Below are 26,204 nucleotides of genomic sequence, written 5' to 3'. Positions count from 1 at the left end.
CGGTTCGAGACCGGTACGGGCGAGGTCAGCGTCCGGTCATCTCCAGCAGTTCCCAGCCGCCTTCTGGACGCAGGTCGCGGCGGTCGGTGCGCAGGTTCATCGGATTGGCCATGCCGAGGTACAGACCCCCGCCCCCGTTCGGGATCATGTTCCGGATGCCGTAGTTGAGGTAGTTGCCCTCGCCACGGACATTGATCGGCTGCGCGGCCTGACCCGCCGAGGGGAACATCCACAGGTCGCCGCCGAAGGTGGCCGGGTTGATGTACGGCTGATGCCAGTTGCCCGGGTCGGCCAGCGCCCTGCGGGCACGGGCGTTGACCGGCGCACCGGTCGCCGCGCTGGCCAGCAGATCCTTGACCAGATAGCTCCAGTCCATGGTGCCGACGAACAGCTTCCCGTCGGTCACGGTCATCCGCCACGTGTAGTTGTTGAACAGGTATCCGAAGCCCGACTTGCCGTACTTCGGCGTCCATCCGGTCGGCACGTCACGCCACTCGGCGGTGGCCGGATCCCAGGCGGGCAGGGTGGACTCGCCGTACAGCAACTCGATCTTCTGGGTGGGCCCGCCGAGGTCCTTGCCGCGCCAGATGCTGATCGCCCGTTGGGTCTTGACCGCCTGCTCCTTGGCGGTGGCGTCGTCCGCGGGCGGGTAGACGGTGGCGTGCACGGTGCTGGACTTCATCGGCACGTGCATGGTTCCCCAGTAGACATATCCGTCGAAGGCGGCGATCCCGCCCCCTCCGTAGGTCGCCGAGACGACCCGATCGGTCTCGTACTGGCGGGCGTTCCACACCTGCGTCCAGCCCGCCGCGTCATCGGGGGTGAGGCCGGGCTCGCCGTCCGCCAGCCGCGGGCTGATCCACAGGCCGGCGAGCATCTGCTGAGTGGTGGGCTTCTCGGCGGGCCAGCTAGTGGCCGCGAGGCGTCCGTCGTACTCGGTGAGGTCCGCGGCCTGCACCGGCAGATCCGCCACCGTCTGGAAGGCGAACGGGTCGGTGCGCGAGCCGGTCCATCGCCACACCGCTCCGCCGGCCGAGCCGTTGCGGCCGATGCCCACGCCGAGATACAGCGCGTCGTCGGCGACGAGGAAGGTGCGGATGTTGCCGTAGTCCGCGAAGTTGATCGACCCGAGGTACGCCTTGGTGGTGGCGTCGAACGCGAACATGTTGAGGGTGTTCTCCAGCGCCGGGCCGCCGAGCAGGACGACGCCGCCGAAGGTGCCTGCGGCGCGCAGCCCGACGGTGTGCGCGAGGCGGGCGGCATCCACGGCGCCGCGGGCACGGATGCGCGCGGACATGTCGACCGACCGGCCGGTCACCGTGTCGTAGGTCCACACCTGCGGTGCGCGCATGTCGCCCAGGTACGGCGGGATCGCACCGTCCGCGAGCGCGGTCTGGCTGTTTCCGTACTCGCAGGTCCAGTTGTCGTTGGCGGTGGGCACGACATAGTCCAGGGTGGCGCCGCTGACCAGGCAGTGCACGTTGGCGCCGGTCCCGAACCAGATGGTGCGCCCGGCCTGGGTGAGCCCCCAGACGTACGCCTGGTTGACCTTGGGCCGGCCACCCCGGCACGGCGGCCCGGCGGGGTAAGCGAGTCCGACACCGGCGAAGCACTCGTCCGGACGGGCCTTGGCCAGCCGGCGAAAGCGGTAGGGCAGCCGGCTGATCAGGGCTTCGTCGCGGTTCCGGGTGGCCGCCGCGGTCGCCGCCTCGGTGGCAGCGGTGGCGGTGGCGGTGGTGCGATCGGCGGAGCCGCGGCCGGCGGCCGGGACCGCGGCGGCGGGCACCGCAGCGGCGAGGAAGGCGACGCCGGTCGCGGCGGCCGCCAGGAACGATCTTATATTCACGCTTTTCGATTCCTTTCGGAACATGCGAAGGGCGCCCCCGCACTCCGCGGGGGCGCCGGAAAGCGTGGACGGGCGCGCCGCCCGTCCACGTCCGTCAGCGGTTCCTGGTCAGCCGGATCAGCTCCCACCCGCCCTCGGGCACGTCGTCGTCCGGGTCGGTACGCAGGTTCATCGGGTTCGCCATGCCGAGGTAGAGCCCGTCCCGATCGACGATCATGTTGCGAATGCCGTAGTTGAGGTAATTGCCGGCCCCGGTCTTGGTGATCGCCTGCGCGGGGGCCTCCGCCGCCGGGAACATGTAGAGGTCGCCACCATACTGATCGGGGTCGATCGGAATGGTCGGCGAGTCCATCGTGGCGCGGGTGACGCGGGCGACCGCGTCGGATCCGCCGCCGGTGACCTGGCCGGCGATGTCCTGGATCAGGTAGCTCCAGTCCATCGTGCCGACGAACAACTTCCCGTCGGTGACGGCCATCCGCCAGGTGTAGTTGTTGAACTGGTACCCAAATCCGGACGTGCCGTACTTCGGCGTCCAGCCGGTGGGTACGTCGGCCCAGGTGCCGGTCGCCGGGTCGTAGGCGGGAAGCGTGCTCTCGCCGTACAGCAACTCGATCCTCTGGCCGGGCCCGCCGAGGTCCTTGCCGCGCCAGATGCTGATCGCCCGTTGGGTGTTCTTGACCTGCAGCGCGATCGCCTCGTCGCCGGACTGCGGATAGAGCGTCTGATGCACCTTGGTGGCCTTCAGCGGCACGTGCATGGTTCCCCAGTAGAGATACCCGCCGTACGACGCGATCCCGCCGCCGCCGTAGGTGGCCGAGATGACGCGATCGGTCTCGTACTGACGCGCGTTCCACACCTGCGTCCAGCCCGCCGCGTCCTCGGGACGCAGTCCCGGAGCGCCGTCGGCCAGCGGCGGGCTGATCCACACCCCGGCCAGCATCGCCTGCGACGTGGGCTGATCGGCGGGCCAACTGGTGGCGGCGATCCGGCCGTCGTGCAGGGCGAGGTCGGCGGCCTGCACCGGCAGATCCGCCACGGTCTGGAAGCGGAACGGCGCACGGGCGGAACCGGTCCAGCGCAGCACCGCGCCCCCCGCGCCGCCGTTGCGGCCGATGCCCACACCGAGGTAGAGCGCTCGGTCGGCGACCAGGAAGGTGCGGATGTTGCCGTACGCCGGAAGGTTGACCGACCCGATGAAGCGGTGCGTGCGGGCGTGGAAGGCGAACAGGTTCAGGCTGTCACCCAGCGCCGGGCCGCCGAGCAGCACCACGTCCTGCAGCGTCCCGGCGGCGCGCAGCCCGACGGTGGTGCGCAGGCGTTCGGCGTCCTGCGGCGAGCGCCGGCTGATCTCGGCCGACTTGTCGACCGCGCGCCGGGTGCGGGCGTTGTAGAGCCAGACCTGCGGTGGGCGCTGGTCACCGATCTCCGGCGGGATGTCCGGGTCGTTCTCGGCGATCTGGCTCTCGCCGTATTCGCAGACGTAGTTGTCGTTGACCGTCGGCTGCAGCACATCCAGGGTGGCGCCGCTGGTCAGGCAATGGGTGTTGGCACCGGTGCCGAACCAGACGTCGGCGCCCACCTTGGTCAGCCCCCACACGTACGCCTGGTTCACCTTGGGTGTCCCCTCGGCGCACGGCGGACCGGGCGGATACGGCTGCCCGATGCCGGCGAAGCACTCGTCCGGTTGCGCCTTCGCCAGCAGCCGGAAGGAGTAGGGCTGGTCGGCTGCCTGCGCGGGCACCGCCGCGGCGGCGGCACTCAGGACACACGCGCCGAGCAGCGCAAGGAGTCGACGGCTCACAGCTTCACCGGCGCCTTCACGTGGTGCGCCACCGACCCGGCCCAGCCGGCGGGATCGGCGAAGCCGAGGAACTCACCCAGCCGCGTCAGCCCGCCGACCGGGTCGCGGACCAGATCTTCGTAGGCCATGGTGTGCAGGCCGGCCGGCGGGCTGTCGGCCAGCGCCTGCTCGGCCTGGCTGCTCATGAACGCGCACAGGGACAGGTAACGGCTGGGGTCGGCGCCGCGCTCGGCGAGTAGCTCCGCGGTGAGCCGGCCGGGCAGGTAGCGCTCCAGTTCCGCGGGCACCGGCTCGCCGGGCTGCACGCCGAAGGTGTCCACGCCGTACCGGCCGTAGGTCTCCACGCGCAACTGGACGAGTTGGAACGACGGATGCTTGCTCATCGACGCCGCGGTGTCCACCCAGTTGCGGGTCAGGTAGACCACCTTCGCGGTCGGGTAGTTCGCCAGCAGGGAGGTGGCCACCTGGCTGGAACCGCCGGAGCGTTCCACCCAGCGGTCCCGGCCCAGCGACTCGGCGAGCAGGTCGAGGAACTGCTGATGGTGCGCGGCCACCGCCTGGGTGGGGAAGCACGGCACCTGCTCGGCGAGGCGGGCGAACAACGCATCCGGGTCGTCGGTCAGCTTGGGCAGCGTGATGGCCAGGATCCGGGGCAGGTTGACCAGGTCCCCGGCATACCGGCCGGATTCCGGGTACCGGACCTCCTTGGGCGGCACCCCGATGCGGAAGAGCACGGAGAGCTCCTCCTTCGGTCCGCTGAGGACCTTCCAGTAGTCCGGTCCGCTGATCACCTCGGTGCTGCGGTTCCACGGCGCCACGGACATGAAGAACTCCTGCACCGAGCAGGTCCGCGGTTCGCGCGCGATGAGGTCCGACAGCAGCGTCGATCCACAGCGGCCGTTGCTGATGATGATGGCTCTATCCATGGCTCGTCCCCTCGGCGAACGATTTCCGCGTGTCCCGCAACCAGGGCAGGATCTGGTCGCGAACCTGGGCGCGGTGTTCCAGGAGCAGGCTGTGCCGCCCGCCGTCGATCACCACCGTGCGCGTCTGCGGCATCAGCGCCTCGGTCTGCGGTGCGAGCTGGCGCACCGCGGACTCGCCACCGAACAGGCAGAGCACCGGACAGGTGATTCCGGCCAGGTCGTCCGGGGTGGGCAAGGCGCTGGCATGCAGCTCTGCACGGATCGGGGTGTCGCGCAGCAGGGCCAGGGTGTCCCGCACCCGGCGACCCCCGCCGCCGGGGAACGCCGCCGCCTGGGCGAGCCGCCGCTCGATCCGGTCGAACCAGGCCGGCACGGGCGGGGCCGACTCGATGGCGACGATGCCGGCGACTCGCTCCGGGCGGCGCGCCGCGTACCCGAAGGCGATCGTCCCGCCGAACGAATTGCCCAGCAGATGCACCGGTTCGTCCACCGACCAGTGCCGGTCGAGCAGCGCCGCCACATCGTCGACGAAGTGGCCCAGTGCGTACCCGCGGGGCGGCCGGTCGCTGCGCCCGTGCCCGCGCAGATCGTGCATCAGCACCCGCATGCCGGCCGCGGCCAGCGACGGCGCCAGGGTGAGATACCAGCTAGCCAGGCTGTCGCCCGCCATCCCGTGCAGCAGCACCGCGGTGCCCCGGGCGGGCCCCTGCGGCGGTAGTTCCTCGACGTGCAACCGGATGCCGTTGACCTCGGCGGTGTTCATGCGCCGCCCCCACCTCGCGCGCGGCGGCCGGTCACCGGGTGGGCACCCGGTCGAGCGAGCCGGCGATGTGATCGACCAGTTGCCCGACCCGCAGCTCACCCATGGACGCGACGTCGAGTCCGGCGACGAACTGGGCGAAGTTCACGGCGTCGCCGTAGCGCGCCTGCAACCGGCCGGCCAGGGAGACCACGTCGAGGCTTTCCAGCCCGAGGTCGTCGCGGAAGGTGCTGTCCATGGTGATCTCGACGCCGTCGTCGAAGTCACCGAGCACGGCGCGCAGCATGGCGTCGATGTCGGAGAGGATGTCGGTGCGGTCGGCGGACATGATGGTGCTCCCTTACTCGTCGACGACGGTCCAGGCCACGACGTATCGGCGCGGCGGCAGATCGGGTGGGTTGGTGAGGTCGCGGGTGTGCACGACGAACGAGCGGTCGCCGATCGTGACATCGAGCCGGTCCGCGGCACCGACAGCGACCGTGAACCGGCGCGGGTTGCCGTCCAGGCCGGTGCCGAGCGCCTTGCCGACCGCCTCCTTGGCGGCCCAGAACCGGGCGAAGTCGCGCTCCGGGTCGCGCATCGCGGCGATCTCCGCCTCGGACAGCGCGAAGCGGACGGTGGCGTCGTCCCGCGGCGTCACCTCGGCCACGTCGATGCCCACGTCACGGCTGGGATGCGCGATGGCCACACCCACCTCGCCGCTGTGCGCCAGCGACACCCGGCACTCCACCAGGCCGGGACGGACCTCGACGTACGGGCGACCGCTGGGCTCGTTGCGCACGGTGAGCTCGATCGGGTAGACGTCGGTGTGCCCGGCGTCCCACTGCCGGAACCGCACCGCGTCCTTGGCCGCGATCCGGCCGAGCAGCCACTGTTTCTTCGCCGCGCCGGTCATCCGCTCGTACTCCAGCGCCGCCTTGCCGCCCAGGATGCCCCGCGCGGCCATGCCCTGGGTGACCAGATCGGTCCAGGCGTCGAAGGCGGCCGTCCATCCCTCCGGCTGGCGCAACGACATCGGGTATCGCTCCGGGAACCGCTCCGCGGGACGTGCGCTGGGATGGCTGTCGAAGCGGCGGTCGGTGGCGCCGTCGATCCGCGCCCAGACGCGCCCGTCGACGGACAGTTGGGTGTCCGCGACCAGCTCGCCGTCGTCGATCCTGCGGACCCGGGCGACGCACTCGAACGCGGTGCCGGGAGGTGGAGGCGGCCCGAAGAAGCGGACATGTCGCAAGCCGACCGGCAACGCCACGGTGCGGAACGGCTGGGTGGTGATCAGCCAGTTCCCGATCAACTGCAACGCGTTGTCCAGCAGGGCGCCCGGCGGATGCGGGGCGGTGACCACGCCCCGGACGTGCATGTCGCCCAGCGCGTGCACCGCGGTGACGCCCTGGAAGCGCGGGCCGTGGAACATCAGCCGTTCCTCGTACATCCGGGCGGCGCTGACCGACGGCGGCCGTTCAGTCGCCGGGTCGTGCGTCCACACCGGCTCGTCGGGCGCCGGGTATTCCGCGGCCATCTCGACGATGGACCGGGCGTACCCGCCGAACACCACCGACAGCCGGTTCGCGCCGACCTTCTTCACCACGATGTCGACCCGTTGCGGTGGAGCGGCGATGAGCCAGCGGTGGAACTTCGCCTCGTGGACCGCGATCGCCCGCAGACCGGGCACGGCCGCCTCGGCGGCCTCCATCATGTGCGCGACAACCGTGGTCGCGGGCACCACCGGCCAGCGATCCTCGATGTCCGGCCAGTCATCGGGCTGCACGAAGAAGCAGTGGTCCCGCAGGTACGGCATGGCCTCCACGGACACGTCCAGGGCGCTGCGCACCAGCAGGCCGTCGGGCACCTCCGGGATGACCGGCCGCGGGGGCGCTGCGGGCCGGGATGCCACCGTCCGGGAGGTCGCGACATTCATCACCGTCACCGCATCCTGCGCGGTCTCCTGCAACAGCGCGGCCAGCTCGGCCGCCGCGCTGGAAGTTCCGGCAAGCCGTTGCAACGCCGCCAATGCCGTGGGTCTCGCATCCGCCGACACCGGCTCCGACGCAGCGGCGGGCGCCGGCACGCCGCGCCCGGCCATGCCCAGCAGATCGGCCGCGCCCGTGCCCAGCTTGACCAACGGCCCGCCCAGGTCGAGCCGGATGCGCGGCCCGGTGCGCGCGGCGGGCGCCGCCACCGCACGTCGGCCCGGCGCCGAGCCGGATGCCGGGGAGCCGGATGCCCGCACCGGCTCCAGCGCCGTCCGGTCGGGTGTGCCACCGTCCACCCACAGCGCGGTCGCGACCCGGCGGAGCTGGTTCATGCCGCCGCGCCGCGACACGTTCACCGGCATCGCCAGGTGATCGTGCTCGCGCAGGTTGTCATCGATGACGGTGGCCAGTTGCCCGGCACCCACCTGGAGAAACGCGCGGATCCCGGCGTCGTACATGGCCCGGATCGTCTGCCGGAACCGAACCGGCTCGATCATGTGCCGGATGAAGAGCGCGTTCACCTCGTCCGGATCCGCGGGGAACGGCGCGGCAAGCGTGCCGGACCACACCGGGACCGCGGTCGGGTGCACCTCCCAGCGGCCCAGCGCGGCGCCGATCGCCTGCAGCCCCTCGGCGAACACCGGCGTGTGAAAGGCCGACCGGAACGGCAGCAACTGACACAGCACGTTGCCGGTGCGCAGATCGTCGACCAGGCGCTGGACCTGCTCGCGGGGCCCGTTCACCACGCATTGCGCCGGGGCGTTGTCGTGCGTGAGGACCACCCCCGGGTAGTCCGCCAGCCGGGGCGTCACGGCATCCACCGACGCGCTCACCGCGGCGAACGCGTACCCTGCCACCTCGACCGTGTCGGCGTCGAAGATGCCCAGAAAAGCGTCCACACCCCGGGTGCTCATCTGCCCGGTGACCGCAGCCGCCGTCCACTCGCCGATGCTGTGGCCGGCCACCGCGTCCGGACGTACGTTCATCCGGGCCAGCGCCTCGTGCAGCACCCGGCCAACCTCGACCAGCCCGGTGCCGTGCCGGCCCAGATCGTCCGCGGTGTACTCGCGGTACGGCAGTCCGAAGTGGGCGGCCACATCGGTCACCCGGGGCGCGAACTCCGCCTCCACGCCGGGAAAGACGAACGCCAGCTTGCCGCCGCCGGGGCCGAGCAACGGCTGCGGCGTGAACCAGATGTCCCGTCCGCCCCGCCACGGCTGAGCGCGGGCGACCATCTTGCGAGCCGCCGCGAGGCGGTTGTCGCTCGGATCGACCACGCCCAGCCGGACCGGTCCGCCGCTGGCGGCCGTCGGCAGGTCACGAACGTCCGGGCGGTCCAGCAACTCGGCCATCGCCGCCACGGACGCAGCGGACAGCCACACCACCCGGTCGGGTTCGTCCACCGCCGCCGCGAGGGGCGTGGCGTGCTGCTCCACGATGACGTGCGCGTTGATGCCGCCGAACCCGAACGCGTTCACACCGGCCCGGCGCGGCCCGGCACCCGGCCACGGGCGCGCCTCCGCGATCGTCTCGAACCGTGTCGCCGCCATCTCGGCGCGCGGGCGCGTCACGTTCAACGTCGGCGGCAGCACCCCGTGATAGACCGCCAATGTCGCCTTGATCAGGCCGGCGATGCCCGCGGCGGGCATCGCGTGCCCGATCATCGACTTGACCGAGCCGATCACCGGACGCTCACCCGCGACGTACGGGCCGAACACCTCGGCCACCGTGGCCAGTTCCGCCGCGTCGCCGGTCGGCGTCGCGGTGCCGTGCGCCTCCAGCAGCCCGAGCGCATCCGGCGCGGCCGGGTCGAGACCGGCCATCTCCCAGGCACGCCGGATCGCCAGCGCCTGCCCGGAGCTGGCCGGGTTGAACATGCTCGCCGAGCGTCCGTCACTGGACGTGCCGCTGCCCCGGATCACGGCGTACACCCGGTCGCCGTCACGGTGCGCGTCGGCCAGTCGCTTGAGCACCACCATGCCGGTGCCCTCGCCGATCAGCACGCCGTCCGCGTCCGCGTCGAACGGCCGGATCTCACCGGTACGACTGAGCGCCTGCAACTGGCTGAACACCGACCAGAAGCTGATGTCGTGCACGTGGTGGGTGCCACCGGCCAGCACCGCATCGAGGCGGTGCTGGGCCAGCTCGGTCATGCCCTGGTCGACGGCCAGCAGGGAAGAGGCACAGGCCGCGTCGATGGTGTACGCGGGACCGCGCAGGTTCAGCCGGTTCGCCACCCGCGAGGCGGCCAGGTTCGGCACCAGCCCGATGGTGCCCTCCGGCTGATGCTTGCCCAGCCGCTCGTCGAAACGGGCCCGGACCATGTCCAGTCGTTGCTCGTCCAGGTCCGGGACGAGCTCCCGGAGGATGCCGATGACCTGGCTGGACATGCGCACCCGCTGGGCGTACCGGGCGGCGGCCGGGCTGAGGATGCCGCCCCGGCCGAGCACCACGCCGACCCGGTCGGCGTCCGGCATCCGCTCCGGACCACCGGCGTCGGCGATCGCCGCCGACGCCACCTCGAGCGCGATCAGTTGGTCCGGCTCGATGTCACCGACCGAGTTCGGCATGATGCCGAACTTGAGCGGCTCGAACTCGGCGGTCAGGAAGCCACCCCGCCGGCAGTACAGCCGGTCCGGCCGATGCGCCTGCGCCGGGTCGTAGAACAACGCGTCGAAGCGGTCCTCCGGCACGTCGGTGATCTGGTCCTTGCCGGCCACCAGGTTCTGCCAGTACTGGTCGAGATCGGCGGCACCGGGGAACATCGCCGCCATCCCGACGATCGCGATCGGTTCCACGGTCACCATCCGGAGGCGGTGAGGACGACCGAGGTCCGCGTGCCGTACGCGAGTTCCCGCAGCAGGCTCATCGCGCCCTCCTCGGGGTCGATGAGACCGATGCCGCGGCGGGCGTACTCGGCGGTGAGCTCGGGGGTCACCATGCCGCCGTGCACCCCCACCGGCGCCCACGGTCCCCAGTGGACGGTCAGCGCCCGGCTCCCGGCGGACGCCGCCCAACGCCCGGCCATCGCGTCCAGCGCGTCGTTCGCGGCGGCGTAATCGCTCTGACCCCGATTGCCGTACGCCGCGGCGATCGAGCCGAACATCACCACGAACCGCGGGCGTGCCCCGTACGCGTCCAGCGCGTCCAGCACCGACTGAGCACCGTCCACCTTGGTGCGGTACACCCGCTCGAAGGACTCCGGATCCTTCTGCTCGACAAGCTTGTCCTCGATGATCCCGGCCGCGTACACCACCCCGTCGATGCGGCCGTGCTCGTCGTGGATCTGCTTGATCAGCCGCCGGATGCCGCCGTCATCTCGCACGTCAGCCGCGTGGTAGCGGACGTTCGCGCCCAGCTCGGCGAGCTCGGTCATGGTCGCGTTCACCTCACGCGCGGCGAGGATTCCGGAGGCGACCCGGTCGATCTCCGCCGGCGACCGCATGCCGCGGCGGGCCAGCGTGGCGCGCAGCGCGGCCTTGTCGGCGGCCTGAGTGATCTCCGGGTCCTCGTCGGTCTGCGGCAGCGGTGTGCGGCCGACCAGCTCGATACGGCACCGCGCGGCGCCCGCCACGGCGCGGGCGAACCAGGGCGTGATGCCCCGGGCACCGCCGATCAGCACCACCACCGCGTCCGCGTCCAGGCCGATCGCCTGCGCCTCGGCCACACCCTCGCCGGCCGGCCCGGCGCCGCCGTCGGCGAGCACGCCCAGCCCGGATTCGGTGAGCTCTTCCACCTCCCGTACGCCGGAACGTCGCACCACGACCGGCGCGGGCGTGGCCTCGCGCAGTTCCTCCACCAGCGCCCCGGCCGCGTCCACGCCCTCACCGATCGCCACCCAACGCACGGTCACCTGCGGATACTCCCGGGCCAGGGTGCGGAACAGGCCGGGCATGCCGTCGGTGCGCGGGCCGCCGTCCAGCGGACCGGCGGCGAGCAGCCAGCGCGGACCGGCGGCGAGCGCCTTCTTGACGAACGCGAACGCATCGGGCAACAGCGGCCCGCCGTCGGTGAGTCCGTCGAGCATCAGCACACCGTCCATGCCGACCGGATCGGCGTGCGTGGGTGCGCCGTTCATGCCCCGCGCACCCGCTTCGGCGAGCAGTTCGGCGAGCCCGGCGCCGGCGGCCGCCCCGCCGGTGATCAGGAATGTGGCATCGGCCAGCTCCGGCGCCGGCCCGGCGGACGGTGCGGCGGGCCGATGGCCGGGCACCAGTCGTTGCGGCGCGAGGCCGACCCGCTCGGGCACCGACGCGCTCACCGGCGCGCTCACCGGCGCGGGGACCGTGGTGACGGCCGCCGCGGCGATCTGCGGGGCGGGCGCGTCCGCTCCGTTGATCCGGATGTCCAACCAGGACACCATCGCCCGCACCGTACGCGCCTTGACCAGATCCTCCAGCTCCGATTCGTCCCCGTCCACCGACAGGCTCAGCCGGTTCGCCACCTCACCGGCCACCTCCGCCCGCTTGATCGAGTCCACACTCAGATCCGCCTCCAGATCGAGGTCCAGCTCGATCAGCTCCGACGGATATCCGGTCCGGTCGCTGATCACCGCCAGCACCGCCGCCTGCACATCCAGCCCGGCACCCGGCGCGGAGGGCGGGCCGGCATCCGTCGGGTCGGCGACCGGCGGCGGCGCGGTGGCGGGCGACGGCGGCGCCAGCACTACCTCCACCGTGTCCAGGGCGGGTGCCGGCGGCAACGATGCGGCCACCGGGGTGGCCGGGGGCCGGGACGGGACTCCGCCGTCGCCGAGATAGGCCAGCAACACCTCACGCTGGGTGGCGATCAAGTCGCGGCTGGTCCGCAAGAACTCGCTGACCAGCTCCGTGCGGCCGTCGCGGGCCGATCCGTCGGATTCGAAGGTGGCCATGGTCGTGAGCTCCTCCACTCGCCGGGCGGGCGTCATGCCGCCGCTCAAGGTGTCGCCGTTGCGGTCGCGGACCAGTTGGCCGTCCACCGTCCACAGGGGCCGGTCCCCGGCCGTGGCGGTGGTCGTGGTGTCCCGGCCGGCGAACAACCAGCCGGTCTGCACGCCGACGCCCGCACACGCCAGTTGTCCCACCGTGGTCAGCAAGGCACGCAGTCCGTCGCCGGCGCCGTCCACGCCGACCACCAGGTGCGCCCGGTCGCCGAGGATGTCGCGCACCAGGTTGCCCAGCACGTGGCCGGGTCCGGTCTCGACGAAGACCCGTGCGCCCGCGGCGTACATCGCCTCGATCTGGTCGACGAACCGCACCGGCGCGCCGATCTGTCCGGCCAGGCCGGCCCGCACCGCGTCCGGGTCCGCCGGGTACGGCTCAGCGCTGCGGTTCGACCACACCGGCAGGCCGGGCGCGGCGACCGGGGTATCGGCCAGCACCGCGGCGAACGTCTCCCCGCCGGCCGCCACCACCGGGCTGTGGAAGGCCGCCGCGACGCTGATGGGGCGCGCCCGCACGCCCGCCTCGGTCAGCGCGGTGACCGCGCGCTCGACCGCCGCCGTCGGACCGGAGATCACCGTCTGCGTGGGGGTGTTCTGGTTGGCCAGCACCACCTGGTCGGCGAGCGCGGCGGCGGCGAGCACCGCGGCGATCCGGTCACGGTCCGCGGACACCGCCGCCATGGCTCCCGGGTCGTCACCGGCCGCGTCCAGGATCGCCGCGGCGCGCCGGCCGCTCAGCGACAGCAGGGTGGCCGGATCGAAGGCGCCGGCCGTGCACAGCGCCACGAGTTCTCCGTAGCTGTGCCCGCCCACCATGTCCGGGCGTACGCCGAGGCGCCGCAGCACGTGGTCGGCGGCCAGTCCGCCGATGCCCAGCACGGGCTGCGCCACGCGAGTGTCGCGCAACCGGTCCGCCTGCGCGGCGCTGGTCTCCTCGTCGAAGGCCGCAGCGGGGAACAGCAGGTCGGCCCACTCCCGTCCGAGGTCCAGGTAGTGCCGCAACTCGGGGAAGGCGACGAACAGGTCGGCCAGCGCGGCCGGCTTCTGACTGCCCTGCCCCGGGAAGAGGAAAGCCACCTTGCCGGGCGCCGGGGTCGCCGCGGGCGGCTGGATCAGGCCACGTCGCGGGTCATCGTCGCCATCCATGGCACGCTGCAGCAACACCACCAGGTCGTGCACATCGGATGCGACCACCGCGATGCGTACCGGACCGAGCCGCGAATCGCTCGCCGCGGTGGACGCCGCGGCGGCCAACGCACGCAACGTCGACGCGCCGGGAAGCCGGTCGAGCAGCGTACGGACGGCGCGCCGGGCCGCGTCCACGGTGCCGCCGCGGAACAGGAACAACTCGGCGGGCCATTGCCGCCGGGCGTGCCGCGGGTCAGCGGTCGGCGCATGGGCGCCCAGCACCACGTGGAAGTTGGTGCCGCCGAAGCCGAACGCGCTCACCCCGGCCATCCGGTCGGGGGCGGCGGCGGCCCACGGCGACGCTGCGGTGTGGAAAGCGAACGGGCTGGTCTGCGGATCCCACGCCGGATTCGGGCTCGTCAGGTGCAGAGTGGGCGGCCGGACCCCGGTATGCAAGGCGAGCGCCGCCTTGATCACCCCGGCCATGCCCGCGGCGCACTTGGTGTGACCGATCTGGGACTTCACCGACCCGAGCACCGCTCCGCCGGGCCGGGCGCCGGATTCGGTGAACAGTTTGGTAAGCGTCTCCAACTCGGTGCGGTCGCCGACCACGGTGCCGGTACCGTGCGCCTCCACCATGCCGACCTGCGCCGGTGACACACCCGCGCTGGCGTACGCCCGGTCCAGCGCGCGCCGCTGCCCCTCCGCGCGGGGCGCGGTGAGCCCGAGGGCGCGTCCATCGCTGGCTCCGCCCAGGCCCTTGACGACGGCGTAGATCCGGTCACCGTCGCGTTCCGCGTCGGCAAGACGCTTGAGCACCACACAGGCGACCCCCTCACCGAGGGCGATGCCGTCACCGGTGCTGTCGAAGGTGCGGCAGCGACCGGTCGGCGACAACGCATGCGCCGACGTGAACATCAGATAGTCGTTGATGCCGTTGTGCAGGTCGGCGCCGCCGCAGATCATCAGGTCGCTGGCGCCGCTGATCAGCTCCTTGCAGGCCGAGTCCATGGCGGCCAGCGAGGAGGCGCAGGCAGCGTCCACGGTGTAGTTGGGACCGCCGAGGTCGAGACGGTTCGCCACCCGGCCGGCGATCACGTTGGCGAGCACGCCGGGGAACGAGTCCTCGGTCACCCGCGGCAGCAGCCCCTCCAACTGCGACGGCACCTCACCGAAGTACGCCGGCAACATGGTGCGCAGGGTCTGCGTCTGGCTCATGTCGCTGCCCGCCTCCGCACCGAAGACCACGCCGGTGCGGGCGTGGTCCGCACCGGCGTCGTGCGGGTAGCCGGAGTCCGCGAGCGCTCGGCAGGCGATCTCCAGAGCCAGTAACTGGGTGGGATCGATGCTCGCCAGGGCGGCCGGCGGGATGCCGTACCGGATGGCGTCGAAGGGCACCGGCTCGATGAACCCGCCCCATTTCGACACGGTCACCCGGCCGGTCTGGCCCGGCCCCACCTCGGCCGCGTAGTAGACGTCGGGGTCCCAGCGGCCGGCGGGCACCTCCCCCACCGCGTCGGCCGCCCCCACCACGGTCTCCCAGAAGGCCGCCAGATCCGGTGAGCCGGGAAACACGCAGGCCATGCCGATGATCGCGATGTCCAACGGCGCGGCGTCCGCCTCGGGCGCGGACGGTTCCGCCGCCGGGGCACGGGCGGCGAGCAGTTCCGCCGCGCCGACCGTGACCTCGCGATGCAGGTCCGCGATCGTGGTTGCGGCGTCGCGCAGCACCGCGACCTGGCCGGCCATGAACAATCCTTCGGCGGCTTGCTGGTCCGCATCCACCGCGAGCAGGTGCGCGCCGTCCCGGCGCAGGCCCTTGGCGGCGATCCGCAGCCGTCCCACGTTCAGCAGCTCAAGCTGCTCCCAGATGGATCGGTTTTGCACGCCGGCCGCCTCCAGCTCCGCGCGCAGCCGATGGAAGTCATCCACGAAGGAGGATTGCAGGCAGCGGGTGGCGTGGCCCGGCGCGGTCTCCAGCAGCGCGGTGCGGTCCGCGGCGATGGCCTGTTGCTGGAACAGCGGCTGAATCGCCCCATGCTGCACGGCCTCGGCGGTGAACAGGTAGGCGGTGCCCATCAGGACGCCGATTTGCGCGCCACGGCGGGTCAGCGGGCCGGCCATGGCGGCGACCATCGCCGCCGAGCGGGCGTCGTGGACGCCACCGGCGAAGAACACTCGCAGGTCGTCGCCGGTGCCGGGCGGGCTCTCGTCGAGGAACTCCGCCAGCACCGCCAACTGCGCCTCCCACAGCGGGAAGCTGGCGCGCGGCCCGACGTGGCCGCCGCACTCGGCGCCCTCGAAGACGAACTTGCGCATCCCGCTCTGCAAGAACTGGCGGAGCAGTCCCGGCGAGGGCACATGGAGGAAGGTGCTGATGCCCTCGGATTCCAGTTCCCGGGCCTGCGCCGGGCGCCCTCCGGCGATGATCGCGCAGGATGGCCGCACCTCCCGGACCACCTCGATCTGCGCGGCCCGCAACGCCTCCGGTGCGAAGCCGAGCACGCCGACGCCCCAGGGTCGGTCACCCAGCAGGGCCGCGGTCTCGGTCAGCATGCGCCGGGTCTGTTCCGCGTCGGCCAGGGCCAGAGCGATGAACGGCAGGCCACCGTGCTGCGCCACGGCGGCGGCGAAGCCCGCCTCGTCACTCACCCGGGTCATCGGGCCCTGCGCCACCGGGAGCTGCACGCCGAGCGTACGGGCCAGCGGCGCGCCCGGACGCAGGACCGCGGCGAGTTCGCCGGTGTCCTGCGCATCCTCGATGGACCGTCGCACGTCGCGTACGGCGGCGGCCACGTCGGCATACCGGCGGGCGAAGTCGGCGGCGAGCCAGCCGTCCTGCCCGATCGGCAGCAGGCGTCCGGCGTGCCGCAGGCCGCGACGTCCGTCCTCGGACACCACCTCGGTGCCGTCCATGCGCCGCAGCACGGCGGCGAGATCGTCGGGCACCGTGGATTCCGGCAGCAGGCAGAGCTGGGTGTCGAGCAGCACGCCGGCTGCCCCGCCGGCCACCGAGGCCGCGGCGGTACGCGGTCCGACGCCCCCGGCCACCCATACCGATTGCCCTGGGTGGGCGGCGAGAAGCTGCTGCATCAGCACGAACGCGCTCAGATCGCCGACCCGGCCGCCGGACTCCATGCCACGGGCGATCAGCCCGCACGCCCCACCGCGCAGCGCCGCATCGGCCTCGGCCAGATCGGTGACCTCGGCGATGACCGGGTAGCGCCGCGCCGTCTCGGCCACCGGCCAGGACGAGCCCGGGCCCAGCACGACGAGGTCGACGGTGTCCGCGGCGATGCGCTTGAGGTCGGCCGGTTGCGCCGCGCACCCGGCGGGCACCCGGACGCCGAGGCGGCTCGCCCGCCCGGCGGCTCCGGCCAGTGTGCGCAGCGGCCAGTCGCCCCCGGAACCGAGGTCGATGACGGCGTGGGCACCGGCCCGCGCCGCCGCCAGGGCGGTGTGGGTGCTCGGTTCCAGTCCTTCGCCACCGGTGACCGCGAGGATCGAGGGAATGGGATCGCGTGCAGTACTCATCGGACTCCCGCTTCGTCAGGGGTGTCTTCCGGTGCCGTCGTAGGATCGAGCGATTTCAATACGTGAATGTCGCTCGCAGGCCGAAGCTATCTGGATCTAGTTACGGCACGGTTACGCCTCATGAAGGGAAGTGGTGCAGTTCTTCCTGCCCATTTGGTGCAGATTCCCTGGCTTTTCTGCCGTCATAACCTCACACAGCAGTTCTTCCATACCTTCGGCGTATGACCCGACGGAGCCATTGGCGGCGAAGCCAAACCGAGCTACGGTGGCGTAGGTTACGGTGACGTAGGCGTAGCTTTTGCGCCGCGGGCGTCGCTGTCGGAAGCCCTCCGACCGTGCCGCCGGCCGCCGCGTCCGTCCCCGCATCGCACGCCCCCGCCTGCCGACAGCACCGCATTTCACCTAGCGAGGTGCCATGACATCCGTGCTCGCCGAACCCGCCACGAAGACCGGGCCGAAGCCCCTGACCGAGGGCGCCCAGCCGACCGGCGTGCTCATCGCGCTGTACGCGTTCGTGATTGTGCCGTTCCTTGCCGTCCTGGCCGCCATCCCGATCGCGTGGGGCGGCTGGCTCTCCTGGACGGACGTCGCGATCGGGGCGGTCTTCTACGTCATCTCCGGGCTGGGCATCACGGTCGGGTTCCATCGCTACTTCACGCACGGCTCGTTCAAGGCCAAGCGCTGGCTGCGCGTCGCGCTGGCGCTGGCCGGTTCGCTGGCCATCGAGGGGAACATCATCCAGTGGGTGGCCGACCACCGACGCCACCACGCGTTCAGCGACCAGGAGGGCGATCCGCATTCGCCCTGGCGATTCGGCACCGGCTACTGGGCCCTCACCAAGGGTTTGTTCTTCGCACACGTGGGGTGGATGTTCAGCCGCGAGTTGTCCAACCGCTCGCGCTTCGCGCCCGATCTGCTCGCCGACCGCGACATCGACCGCATCGACCGCGCCTTCCCCGCGATCGTCATCTTCTCCACCCTCGGACCGGCGCTGGCCGGCGGCCTGATCACCTGGTCATGGCAGGGCGCACTGAGCGCCTTCTTCTGGGCCGGCATCGTGCGCATCGGCCTGCTGCATCACATCACCTGGTCGATCAACTCGGTCTGCCACGTGTACGGCGAGCGACCCTTCGAGGTGCGCAACGGCGACCGGGCCAGCAACTTCTGGCCGCTGGCTATCGTCTCGTTCGGAGAGAGCTGGCACAACCTGCACCACGCCGACCCGACCTGCGCCCGGCACGGCGTGCTGCGCGGTCAAATCGACATTTCGGCCCGGGTCATCTGGATCTTCGAGAAGCTGGGCGCGGCATACGCGGTGCGCTGGCCGCGTCCCGATCGGTTGGCCGCCAAGATGGCCAAGGCTGCGGGATCACACTGAACCCACCCGACGGTTCACGTCCTGGCATCATGGCCGGGGTGACAGATCAGAACGACTCCGGCAACGACTCAGGCAGCCGGCGTGCCCGCAACCACCGCACCACGGCCGCCGGCACACCTGCCACCTCCCGCGTGCGCATGTCCGCCGCCCAGCGCCGAGAGCAGTTGATCTCCATCGGCCGGCAACTGTTCGCCGAGCGCGGCTTCGACGCCACCAGTGTGGAAGAGGTGGCGGCTCGGGCGAAGGTGTCCAAGCCGGTGGTCTACGAGCACTTCGGCGGCAAGGAAGGCCTGTACGCCGTGGTGGTGGACCGGGAGGTCCGCTCGCTGCTGGAGCGGATCGCCGCCGCGCTGACCGCGGGACACCCGCGGGAACTGCTCGAACAAGCGGCTCTGGCCTTGCTGGACTACATAGAGCAGGAACCACACGGCTTCCGCGTGCTGGTCCGCGAGTCGCCGGTGTTGTCCCCGGCGGCCAATTTCTCCAGCGTCATGAATGACGTCGCCCACCAGGTGGAACACATCCTCGGCGACGAGTTCAAGAGCCGCGGCTTCGACCCGAAGTTCGCCGAGCTCTACTCCCAGGCGCTGGTGGGCATGGTGGCCCTGGTCGGGCAATGGTGGCGGGAGGCACGCAAGCCCAAGAAAGAGATGGTCGCCGCCCATTTGGTCAACCTGGCCTGGAACGGACTGTCCCACCTGGAGGCCAAGCCCGTCCTGCTGACCCGCAAGGCGCGCTGAAGTGCGTCCCGCCCCGTGCGGGACGGGACGCGTCAGTTCACCGGGGTGCTGGTGCGGTTGGTGCGCGTCCGCCGTTCGGGGCCAACCTCGTCGACGCGCCCGTACAGGCCGGCGGTCAGCGTCAGCAGCCCCACGACGATCAGCGCGAACACGTTGACCATCGACACGTTCAGCACGTTCGCGTCGGTCTGCATCACCGCCAGCTCGATCATCGACACGGCGAGAAGCGCCCATCCGAGGATCAAGTTGACCTGGTGAAGCATGTTTCCGCCGACCGTCGCGGCGCCGAGCACCACCAGGCCGGCGATCAGGAAGAACCAGGCGCCGGCCGGGTTGACCCGTACCCCGAGCACCCAGTCGGAGGTGTCGCCGAAGAAGGCGTCGCCCCAGGTCTGCGCGATGCCGATGGCCCCGGTGAGCACCAGGTAGAGGCCGCCGAGGGCGGCGATGAAGCGGTACGTCTGGCGGAGGGAGTGGTTGAGGGGGTAATGCGCCATCAGGCCGGACGGCCCTCCCTTACTTGCCGCGGGGCGCCGCCGTGCTCGGCGGGCCCAACCTTGCAGTAAAGCCCGGCAGTGATCAGAGCCATGCCGAGCACATAGGCGACCACCACGGTGGCCATCGTGAACGCGAGGAAGTTCGCGTCCGTGCGCAGGGACGCCAGCGCGTAACTGCCCACCACCAGCATGCCCCAGCCGACATACTTGTAGATCTCAATGTCGAGATTGCGACCGATCACCGCGCCGGCCAGGACCGCCACACCCGCGATCACCGACACCAGGGACCACAGCAGATTCGCACCCTGCCCGAGAACCCGCTCGTCCGGCTGCCCGAAGAGCCCGTCGCCCGCGGTCATCGCCAAGCCGACGACGCCGAACACCACCAGGTAGATGCCCACCAGCCCGCCGAGCGCGCGGTACAGCGGACGCAGTGGATGGTTGAGCGGGTTGTGCGCCATGGGTCCGTCTCCAACGTCGGTCGTGATCTCACGGCGATTCTCGCGCATCGCCGTGCCGCCGCGCAGGGGCACCCCCGGATCAGCCCTCCGGCACGCTTTCCGCCAGTTCCAGCCAGTTCTCCTCGACCTCGGCGCGCTCACGCTGCGCGGCCTGCAACCGCGCGTCCAGCTCGACGACCTTCTCATAGTCGGAGCCATGCTCGGCCAGGCTCTCGTTGATCTCGACGATCTGGCCTTCGAGCTTGGCCAGCCGGCGCTCCAGACGTGCCAATTCCTTGCGCGCGGCCCGCGCCTCACCGGCGGACATGCCCGTCGGCTCCGGGGCCGCGGATGATGCTGCCGCCACGGTGCCGGCCGGCGCGGGCGCCAGGCCCTGCGGCGACGCCGACGCACGCGTGAGGTATTCCTCCACGCCGCCGGGCAGGTGCACCAGCCGACCGTCGCCGAGCAGCCCGTACGCCGTGTCGGTCACCCGTTCCACCAGATAGCGATCGTGGCTTGCCACGATCATCGTGCCCGGCCAGGAGTCCAGCAGATCCTCCAGCGCGGCGAGCGTGTCGGTGTCCAGGTCGTTGGTCGGCTCGTCGAGCAGCAGCACGTTGGGCTCCCCGGCGAGCAGCCGCAGCAGTTGCAGCCGACGACGTTCGCCGCCGGACAGGTCGCTGACCGGCGTCCAGAGCCGCCGCTCGGTGAAGCCGAAAACCTCGGCGAGCTGCGCCGCGGACAGTTCCCGGTCGCCCAGCCGGACCCGCTTGGCCACCTCCTCCACGGCCTCCAGCAGCCGCAGCCGGCCCGGCAGCTCGGCCAGTTCCTGGGAGAGGAAGGCGGGGCGCACGGTGGACCCGGTCCGCAGAGTCCCGTCCGCCGGTGTGCCCAGCCCGGCCAGCAGGCGCAGCAGCGTGGTCTTGCCGGCGCCGTTGACGCCCAGCACGGCAATCCGGTCGCCCGGACCGACCTGCCAGGTGACGTCCTGCAGGATCGTCTTGGGCCCGGCGTTCAGGGTGACACCCTCCAGGTCGTAGACCTGCTTGCCCAACCGCGTGGTGGCCAGGCGCTGCAGGCTGACCGTGTCCCGCGCCGGGGGGACGTCGGCGATCAGCGCGTTCGCCGCCTCGATCCGGAATCGGGGTTTGGAGGTGCGGGCCGGCGGTCCGCGGCGCAACCAGGCGATCTCCTTACGAAGGAGGTTCTGCCGACGCGCCTCCGCGGCGGCGGCCAGCCGCTGCCGCTCGGCACGAGCAAGCGTCCACGCCGCGTAACCGCCCTCGTAGGTCTGCACGGACTCGTCGACGACCTCCCAGGTCGCCGTGCACACCGCGTCGAGGAACCAGCGGTCGTGGGTCACCACGGTCAGCGCGCCACGACGTCCCAGCAGGTGCCGGGCGAGCCAGTCCACCCCGGCCACGTCCAGGTGGTTGGTGGGCTCGTCGAGGATCAGCAGGTCGGCCTCGCGCACCAGCAGGGCCGCCAGCGCGACGCGGCGTCGCTCGCCGCCGGACATCGACCCCACCGGGCTGTCCAGGCTGCCCTGCACACCGAGGCCGTCCAGGATGGCCCGCACCCCGGCGTCGCCGGCCCACTCGTGCTCGGCGCCCATGCCCTCCGCCAGCCAGGCGGTGCCCAGCACCAGGTCCCGGACGGTCGCGCCGGGGGCCAGCGTGAGCGTCTGCGGCAGCGTCGCGACGCGCAGGTCACGACGATGAGTCACGCGCCCGGAATCCGGCTCCTCGATCTTGGCCAGCATGCGCAGCAGCGTCGACTTGCCGGCCCCGTTGAGGCCGACGATGCCCACCCGGGCGTCGTCATCCAGTCCCACGGAGACGTCGGTGAGTAGCTGACCGGCCGCGCCGTATCCCTTGCTCACCCGGTCGAGATTGACAATGTTGGCCACGGTGCGACTACGTTACCCGCGCTCCCGGCATGGGCCCGCGGGCGGTGCTCACCTGTCGGCACACACCGGCCTCGGCCAGGCCGGATGCCACCCGCTCCGCGTGCGCGCCGTCGCCGGCCAGGAAGACGCAGGTCGGGCCGGACCCGGACACGATGCCGGCCACCGCACCCGCCTCATACCCGGCCTTGAGCACGTCGGACAGCTCCGGCCGCAGGGACAGGGCGGCAGCCTGAAGGTCGTTGCCGAGCACGTCGCCCAGCACTTCCGGGTTGCGCTGACGCAACGCGGCCATCACGTCATCCAGGCCGGGCATCGACTCGGGGGCACGGCCGCCGGCGCGCAGGCGATCCAGCTCGCGGTAGACATCCGGGGTGGAGAGCCCGCCGTGCGCCAGCGCCACCACCCAGTGCCACACGGTCGGGCGGGCCAAGATCGGGCTCACCGCCTCGCCCCGGCCGGTGCCCAGTGCGGTGCCGCCGTGCAGCAGGAAGGGGACATCCGACCCGAGCGTGGCGCCGACGTCGGCGAGCTCTTCGCGGCTCAGCCCGGTGCCCCAGAGCGCGTCGCAGGCCAGCAAGGCGGCTGCGGCGTCCGCGCTGCCGCCGGCCAGCCCGGCGGCGAGCGGGATGGACTTGCGCAGGTGCAACCGCGCGTACGCGGGGACGCCGGCATGCTCGGCCAGCGCACGGGCCGCGCGGATCGCCAGGTTGGTGTCGTCCAGCGCCAGCTCGCCCTGGCCCTCGCCCTCCATGGTCAGCGCCAAGGTGTCACCCGGGCTGGCCCGCAACTCATCGAAGAGGCTGATGGCGTGATAAATCGTGCTCAGCTCATGAAAGCCGTCCGGCCGCACCGGCCCCACACCCAGGTGAAGGTTGATCTTGGCAGGCACACGGACTCGCACCGGACCGCCGGGCCGGCGCGTCCCGTCGTCCGGACCCCAGGCTTCGGTCACGGAGTGATGTCCCCGATCGGGAGTTTGATCTCGAACGGGGCGGTCAGCACGAGCTCGTCCGCCGCGTCGGCCACGGCTTCGTAGCGGCCCTCCACCAGGTCGTACGCGAAGATGCGCACCGGATCCTGCTCGACGGTGGCGTCCACCAGCAGCACGTCGGGTTCGAAGGTGCTGTCGACCGAGACGGCCACCCCGGTGGCCAGGCTGGCTCGGAACTCACGCGGCGCGTGTCTGCGCAGCCAGGCCCAGAGCAGACCGGCGATGTCCTGATGGTCGTATGTCGGTGTGGGAACCACGATCATGACCCCGTCGCGAAGTTCGACGCGAGGCGCGCCGTCGGGCAGGGACAGCACATCTTCAATGGTGTGATCCGCCGCCTTCTGTTTGCGCGGATCGGGAACCCACATGACGTGACCGGGCACCGCTTCCGCCGTCATGAGTCCACCTCCTCGCGCCACGTGCCGGATGCGCTGAGCTTACCGCCGCTCGGCATCCCGGTCGCGGCGGTCGCGATCGCCGCGAACTGCTCCACGGCCAGCGACTCGCCGCGCGCCTGCGGATTCACCCCGGCCCGCACCAGCACGGCCTCCGCCGCCGCCGGGCTGCCCGCCCATCCGGCCAGCGCCGCGCGCAGGGTCTTGCGCCGCTGCGCGAACGCGGCGTCCACCACCGCGAACACCGCCCGCCGGTCGACGCCCGGCGGCGGGGTGTGCCGCGCGAACGCGACGAGGCCGGACTCCACGTTCGGCACCGGCCAGAACACCGCCGATGGCACCCGGCCGGCCGGGCGGGCATGCGCGTACCAGGCCAGCTTGACCGACGGCACGCCGTACACCTTTGAACCCGGCGGCGCCACCAGCCGGTCGGCGACCTCCTTCTGCACCATCACCAGGCCGCCGCGCAGTTCGTCCAGCGCGGCCAGCAGGTGCAGCACCACCGGCACGGCGACGTTGTACGGCAGATTCGCGACAAGCATCGTCGGCGCGGGTGTGAAGTCCGCCGCGGACACCCGGAGGGCATCGGCATGGTGCACGCTCAGCGTCGCGGCGGACACCGTGGCCGGCAGCGCCGCCGCCAGCACCGGGTCGATCTCCACCGCGTGCACGTGCGCGGCGGAGCCGACCAGGCCCAGGGTCAACGAGCCGAGCCCCGGCCCGACCTCCAGCACGACATCGTCCGGGCGCAGCCCGGCGGTGGCCACGATGCGCCGGACCGTGTTCGGGTCGTGCACGAAGTTCTGGCCGAGCTTCTTCGTCGGCGCGACGCCGAGCCGTGCCGCCAGATCCCGGATCTCGGCCGGCCCGAGAAGCGCGTCAGCCATGGCAACAGAGGGTACGGCCTGCCCGGTCAGCGCCACGGACCCAGCGCCCGTTCGCCGTTATCCGAGATCGCCGCGCACAGCTCGTCCAGGTCGGTGCCGGTCGTTGCGGCCAGCGCCCGCACGGTCACCGGGATCAGATACGAGGCGTTCGGCCGTCCCCGGTACGGCGTAGGGGTGAGAAACGGCGCGTCCGTCTCCACCAGCAGGTGCGAGGCGGGGGTGACCGCGGCGGCCTCGCGCAGTGCCCCGGCGCTGCCGAAGGTCACCGTGCCGGCGAAGCTCAACAGGTAGCCACGCCGCACGCATGCGGTGGCGAACGCGACGTCCCCGGAGAAGCAGTGCATGATCACCGTGTCCGGTGCACCCTCCTCGTCCAACACCCGCAGCACGTCGGCGTGCGCGTCCCGATCGTGGATGATCAGCGCCTTGCCATGCCGCTTGGCGATGGCGATGTGCGCCCGGAAGCTCTCCTCCTGCGCCGCGCGCCCCGGCGGCGGAGTGCGGAACGTGTCCAGCCCGGTCTCGCCGACGCCCCGCACGCGCGGCAGGCCGGCGAGGGCCTCGATCTCCCGCAACGCCTCGTCCAGGTCCGCCAGCCCGGGTGCCTCGTTGGGGTGCACCGCCACCGCGGCCAGCACCCGTTCGTCACGCGCGGCCAGCTCGGCACCCCAGCGCGAGGAGGCCACGTCGACGCCGACCTGGACCAGCCGGTCGACGCCGACCTTGGCGGCAGCCGCGATCAACGACTCGACCGGGTCCCCGGCGGTCGCGTCGGCGCCACCCGGCACGCCGGCCTCGTGCACGGTGATGTCCAGGTGGGTGTGGCTGTCCAGCACCGGGACGGCGAGCGGCTCGGGTGCCGCCGGGAACTCACCGGCGCGCCGGGCGGCCCGCTGCTTGCGGGATTCGGACGGCTGACTACTCATGGCTGCTTGCCTCGCATACTGAGGGAAAGGGTGAGACATACCCCACTCGAACCTGTCGGCTACCACGCGTTCACTTTGCGTCCACCGCCCGGGCCTAAGTTGTCGCGGGTGACGCTGACCGGTGCGGACGTGGTCGAGGTGGACCCGCTCGAGCCGCCGCTGATGGCACCACTGTCCCGCAAACTCGGCTGGGCCGAGGTGCAGCGGATGAGCCAATCTGCGACACATCGCGACGATCCGGTGCTGCGCCGGATCCGGGCCACCGCCGCGGTCAAGCGGGGGACCCGCATGGTGAAGATCTTATCGGCAGCGCAGACGGCCGGACACCTCGGCGGGTGGATGCCCTACGGTTTCTGCTACCGCGCCTGCGACATCAACCATCTGCGGCACCCCGACGAGCTGGCGCTGCTGCGCACCGACGGCGCTGCCCAGGCCCAGGTGGCGTACGCCCTGCGCTGGCGGGCTGTGGACCCGGCCGACTACGAGGTGCCCGACGTCCGTACCCAACCGGGGCTGGCCGGGATACCCGCGCATGCCCGCATCGGAGCCATGGTGCTGGGCACCGGCTTCATCCCGAGCACCGACGACCTGGTGCCGGAGTACATCACTGCGGGCTTCGCCGACCTACCGTTGCCGGCCAACGCGCAACTGATCGCCTACACCGGCAGCGAAGAAGTCGTGCTCTACACCTACCAGCCGGAACAACACGGCTGGCTGCGGCTGTCCGGCCCGCGGTGGCGGCACCTGCTGGAGTATCTGCCCGGCATCAGCCCGGATCGCGAATACCTGCCATGCACCGACTCCGGGTCCGCCCGGCTGGTCGGACGGATCAATCAGCACGAGTACGACGCGGTCGCCGATCCGCCGGAGGAGTTCCGGGTGCGGGCGTTGACGCGCGCGGCTCGATACCCGGTGACCACCCTGAGCCGACGCGCCGAGCAGGCGCTGTGGCGCGGCGTCGGCTGCTGGGTGTTGCAGCGCGACGACCGGTGGGCGCGGTTGCGGGTGGTCCGCCCGGACGGCGACGCCGTCGGGATCACCGGCGCACGAGCCTACGAGCGGGGGGTCTACGAGGCGTGGGCACCGGTGGCCGAGCTGGTCGACCATCACCTCTGGGACGTCCCGTACGAACTGTGAGCCCTCCGCGCC

At 71.8% G+C, this 26,204-nt stretch carries 17 protein-coding genes; 3 read left to right on the top strand and 14 right to left on the bottom strand.

Translation table 11 applies throughout. The annotated features are described in order from the left end of the window. Positions 1–25: 25 nt before the first annotated feature. From IEY73_RS08805 to IEY73_RS34075, 7 genes are all read right to left on the bottom strand, one after another. Positions 26–1,846: a hypothetical protein gene (locus IEY73_RS08805; RefSeq protein WP_229715678.1), complete on the bottom strand. Its 1,821-nt coding sequence runs from the start codon at positions 1,844–1,846 to the stop codon at positions 26–28. A 94-nt stretch (positions 1,847–1,940) separates the two neighbouring features. After that, entirely contained in the window at positions 1,941–3,647 is a 1,707-nt protein-coding gene (locus IEY73_RS08800; RefSeq protein ID WP_189078599.1) for a hypothetical protein, read from the bottom strand. Next, the gene (locus IEY73_RS08795; RefSeq protein ID WP_189078598.1) at positions 3,644–4,573 is read right to left on the bottom strand and encodes a sulfotransferase domain-containing protein; all 930 of its coding nucleotides are present in this window, start codon (positions 4,571–4,573) and stop codon (positions 3,644–3,646) included. Before IEY73_RS08795 ends, IEY73_RS08800 begins: the two co-directional genes overlap by 4 nt. Further along, entirely contained in the window at positions 4,566–5,336 is a 771-nt protein-coding gene (locus IEY73_RS08790; RefSeq protein ID WP_189078597.1) for an alpha/beta fold hydrolase, read from the bottom strand. Before IEY73_RS08790 ends, IEY73_RS08795 begins: the two co-directional genes overlap by 8 nt. 31 nt (positions 5,337–5,367) lie before the next feature. After that, a complete protein-coding gene (locus tag IEY73_RS08785; protein WP_189078596.1) occupies positions 5,368–5,661 on the bottom strand; it encodes an acyl carrier protein in 294 nt (97 codons plus the stop codon). Positions 5,662–5,673: 12 nt separating this feature from the next. Next, entirely contained in the window at positions 5,674–10,110 is a 4,437-nt protein-coding gene (locus tag IEY73_RS08780; protein ID WP_189078595.1) for a type I polyketide synthase, read from the bottom strand. After that, positions 10,104–16,889: a type I polyketide synthase gene (locus IEY73_RS34075; RefSeq protein WP_189078594.1), complete on the bottom strand. Its 6,786-nt coding sequence runs from the start codon at positions 16,887–16,889 to the stop codon at positions 10,104–10,106. Before IEY73_RS34075 ends, IEY73_RS08780 begins: the two co-directional genes overlap by 7 nt. Positions 16,890–17,304: 415 nt before the next feature. Here IEY73_RS34075 and IEY73_RS08770 point away from each other — a divergent pair, with 415 nt between their 5' ends. Both IEY73_RS08770 and IEY73_RS08765 read left to right on the top strand, forming a co-directional pair. After that, positions 17,305–18,267, top strand: a complete 963-nt coding sequence (locus IEY73_RS08770) for an acyl-CoA desaturase (RefSeq protein WP_189078593.1) — start codon at positions 17,305–17,307, stop codon at positions 18,265–18,267. A 137-nt stretch (positions 18,268–18,404) separates the two neighbouring features. Further along, entirely contained in the window at positions 18,405–19,007 is a 603-nt protein-coding gene (locus IEY73_RS08765) for a TetR/AcrR family transcriptional regulator (RefSeq protein WP_189078650.1), read from the top strand. Between the two features lie 32 nt (positions 19,008–19,039). Here IEY73_RS08765 and IEY73_RS08760 read toward each other — a convergent pair whose 3' ends face one another. The 7 genes from IEY73_RS08760 to IEY73_RS08730 all read right to left on the bottom strand — a co-directional run bounded on the left by IEY73_RS08760 (position 19,040) and on the right by IEY73_RS08730 (position 25,055). Then, positions 19,040–19,504 carry a DUF4383 domain-containing protein gene (locus IEY73_RS08760; RefSeq protein WP_189078592.1) on the bottom strand — a complete coding sequence of 155 codons (465 nt, stop codon included), beginning with the start codon at positions 19,502–19,504 and terminating at the stop codon, positions 19,040–19,042. Next, positions 19,504–19,965, bottom strand: coding sequence for a DUF4383 domain-containing protein (locus IEY73_RS08755; RefSeq protein ID WP_189078591.1), 462 nt, complete (start codon positions 19,963–19,965; stop codon positions 19,504–19,506). The genes IEY73_RS08760 and IEY73_RS08755 overlap by 1 nt, the downstream gene beginning before the upstream one ends. Before the next feature lie 79 nt (positions 19,966–20,044). Next, a complete protein-coding gene (locus tag IEY73_RS08750) occupies positions 20,045–21,856 on the bottom strand; it encodes an ABC-F family ATP-binding cassette domain-containing protein (RefSeq protein ID WP_189078590.1) in 1,812 nt (603 codons plus the stop codon). Between the two features lie 7 nt (positions 21,857–21,863). After that, entirely contained in the window at positions 21,864–22,808 is a 945-nt protein-coding gene (locus IEY73_RS08745) for a 4-(cytidine 5'-diphospho)-2-C-methyl-D-erythritol kinase (RefSeq protein ID WP_189078589.1), read from the bottom strand. Further along, positions 22,805–23,245, bottom strand: a complete 441-nt coding sequence (locus tag IEY73_RS08740) for a Uma2 family endonuclease (RefSeq protein WP_189078588.1) — start codon at positions 23,243–23,245, stop codon at positions 22,805–22,807. The genes IEY73_RS08745 and IEY73_RS08740 overlap by 4 nt, the downstream gene beginning before the upstream one ends. Further along, positions 23,242–24,129 (bottom strand): 16S rRNA (adenine(1518)-N(6)/adenine(1519)-N(6))-dimethyltransferase RsmA, encoded by an 888-nt coding sequence (rsmA, locus tag IEY73_RS08735; protein ID WP_189078587.1) that lies wholly within the window; start codon positions 24,127–24,129, stop codon positions 23,242–23,244. The genes IEY73_RS08740 and rsmA overlap by 4 nt, the downstream gene beginning before the upstream one ends. 26 nt (positions 24,130–24,155) lie before the next feature. After that, entirely contained in the window at positions 24,156–25,055 is a 900-nt protein-coding gene (locus IEY73_RS08730) for a TatD family hydrolase (protein ID WP_189078586.1), read from the bottom strand. A 108-nt stretch (positions 25,056–25,163) separates the two neighbouring features. Between IEY73_RS08730 and IEY73_RS08725 the strand changes: the two genes are divergently transcribed. Continuing rightward, positions 25,164–26,192 carry a hypothetical protein gene (locus tag IEY73_RS08725; protein WP_189078585.1) on the top strand — a complete coding sequence of 343 codons (1,029 nt, stop codon included), beginning with the start codon at positions 25,164–25,166 and terminating at the stop codon, positions 26,190–26,192. Positions 26,193–26,204 lie beyond the last annotated feature (12 nt).

It is taken from the genome of Mangrovihabitans endophyticus (genome assembly GCF_014646155.1).
Classification (GTDB): Bacteria; Actinomycetota; Actinomycetes; order Mycobacteriales; family Micromonosporaceae; genus Actinoplanes; species Actinoplanes endophyticus.
This window is presented reverse-complemented; position numbering and strand designations above follow the sequence as displayed.

Bases quoted from the DNA above. Each gene is read 5' to 3' on its own strand.
- IEY73_RS08795 (WP_189078598.1), bottom strand. From the start codon at position 4,573: ATGGATAGAGCCATCATCATCAGCAACGGCCGCTGTGGATCGACGCTG.
- IEY73_RS08790 (WP_189078597.1), bottom strand. From the start codon at position 5,336: ATGAACACCGCCGAGGTCAACGGCATCCGGTTGCACGTCGAGGAACTA.
- IEY73_RS08785 (WP_189078596.1), bottom strand. From the start codon at position 5,661: ATGTCCGCCGACCGCACCGACATCCTCTCCGACATCGACGCCATGCTG.
- IEY73_RS08780 (WP_189078595.1), bottom strand. From the start codon at position 10,110: ATGGTGACCGTGGAACCGATCGCGATCGTCGGGATGGCGGCGATGTTC.
- IEY73_RS34075 (WP_189078594.1), bottom strand. From the start codon at position 16,889: ATGAGTACTGCACGCGATCCCATTCCCTCGATCCTCGCGGTCACCGGT.
- IEY73_RS08770 (WP_189078593.1), top strand. From the start codon at position 17,305: ATGACATCCGTGCTCGCCGAACCCGCCACGAAGACCGGGCCGAAGCCC.
- IEY73_RS08765 (WP_189078650.1), top strand. From the start codon at position 18,405: ATGTCCGCCGCCCAGCGCCGAGAGCAGTTGATCTCCATCGGCCGGCAA.
- IEY73_RS08760 (WP_189078592.1), bottom strand. From the start codon at position 19,504: ATGGCGCATTACCCCCTCAACCACTCCCTCCGCCAGACGTACCGCTTC.
- IEY73_RS08755 (WP_189078591.1), bottom strand. From the start codon at position 19,965: ATGGCGCACAACCCGCTCAACCATCCACTGCGTCCGCTGTACCGCGCG.
- IEY73_RS08740 (WP_189078588.1), bottom strand. From the start codon at position 23,245: ATGACGGCGGAAGCGGTGCCCGGTCACGTCATGTGGGTTCCCGATCCG.
- rsmA (WP_189078587.1), bottom strand. From the start codon at position 24,129: ATGGCTGACGCGCTTCTCGGGCCGGCCGAGATCCGGGATCTGGCGGCA.
- IEY73_RS08730 (WP_189078586.1), bottom strand. From the start codon at position 25,055: ATGAGTAGTCAGCCGTCCGAATCCCGCAAGCAGCGGGCCGCCCGGCGC.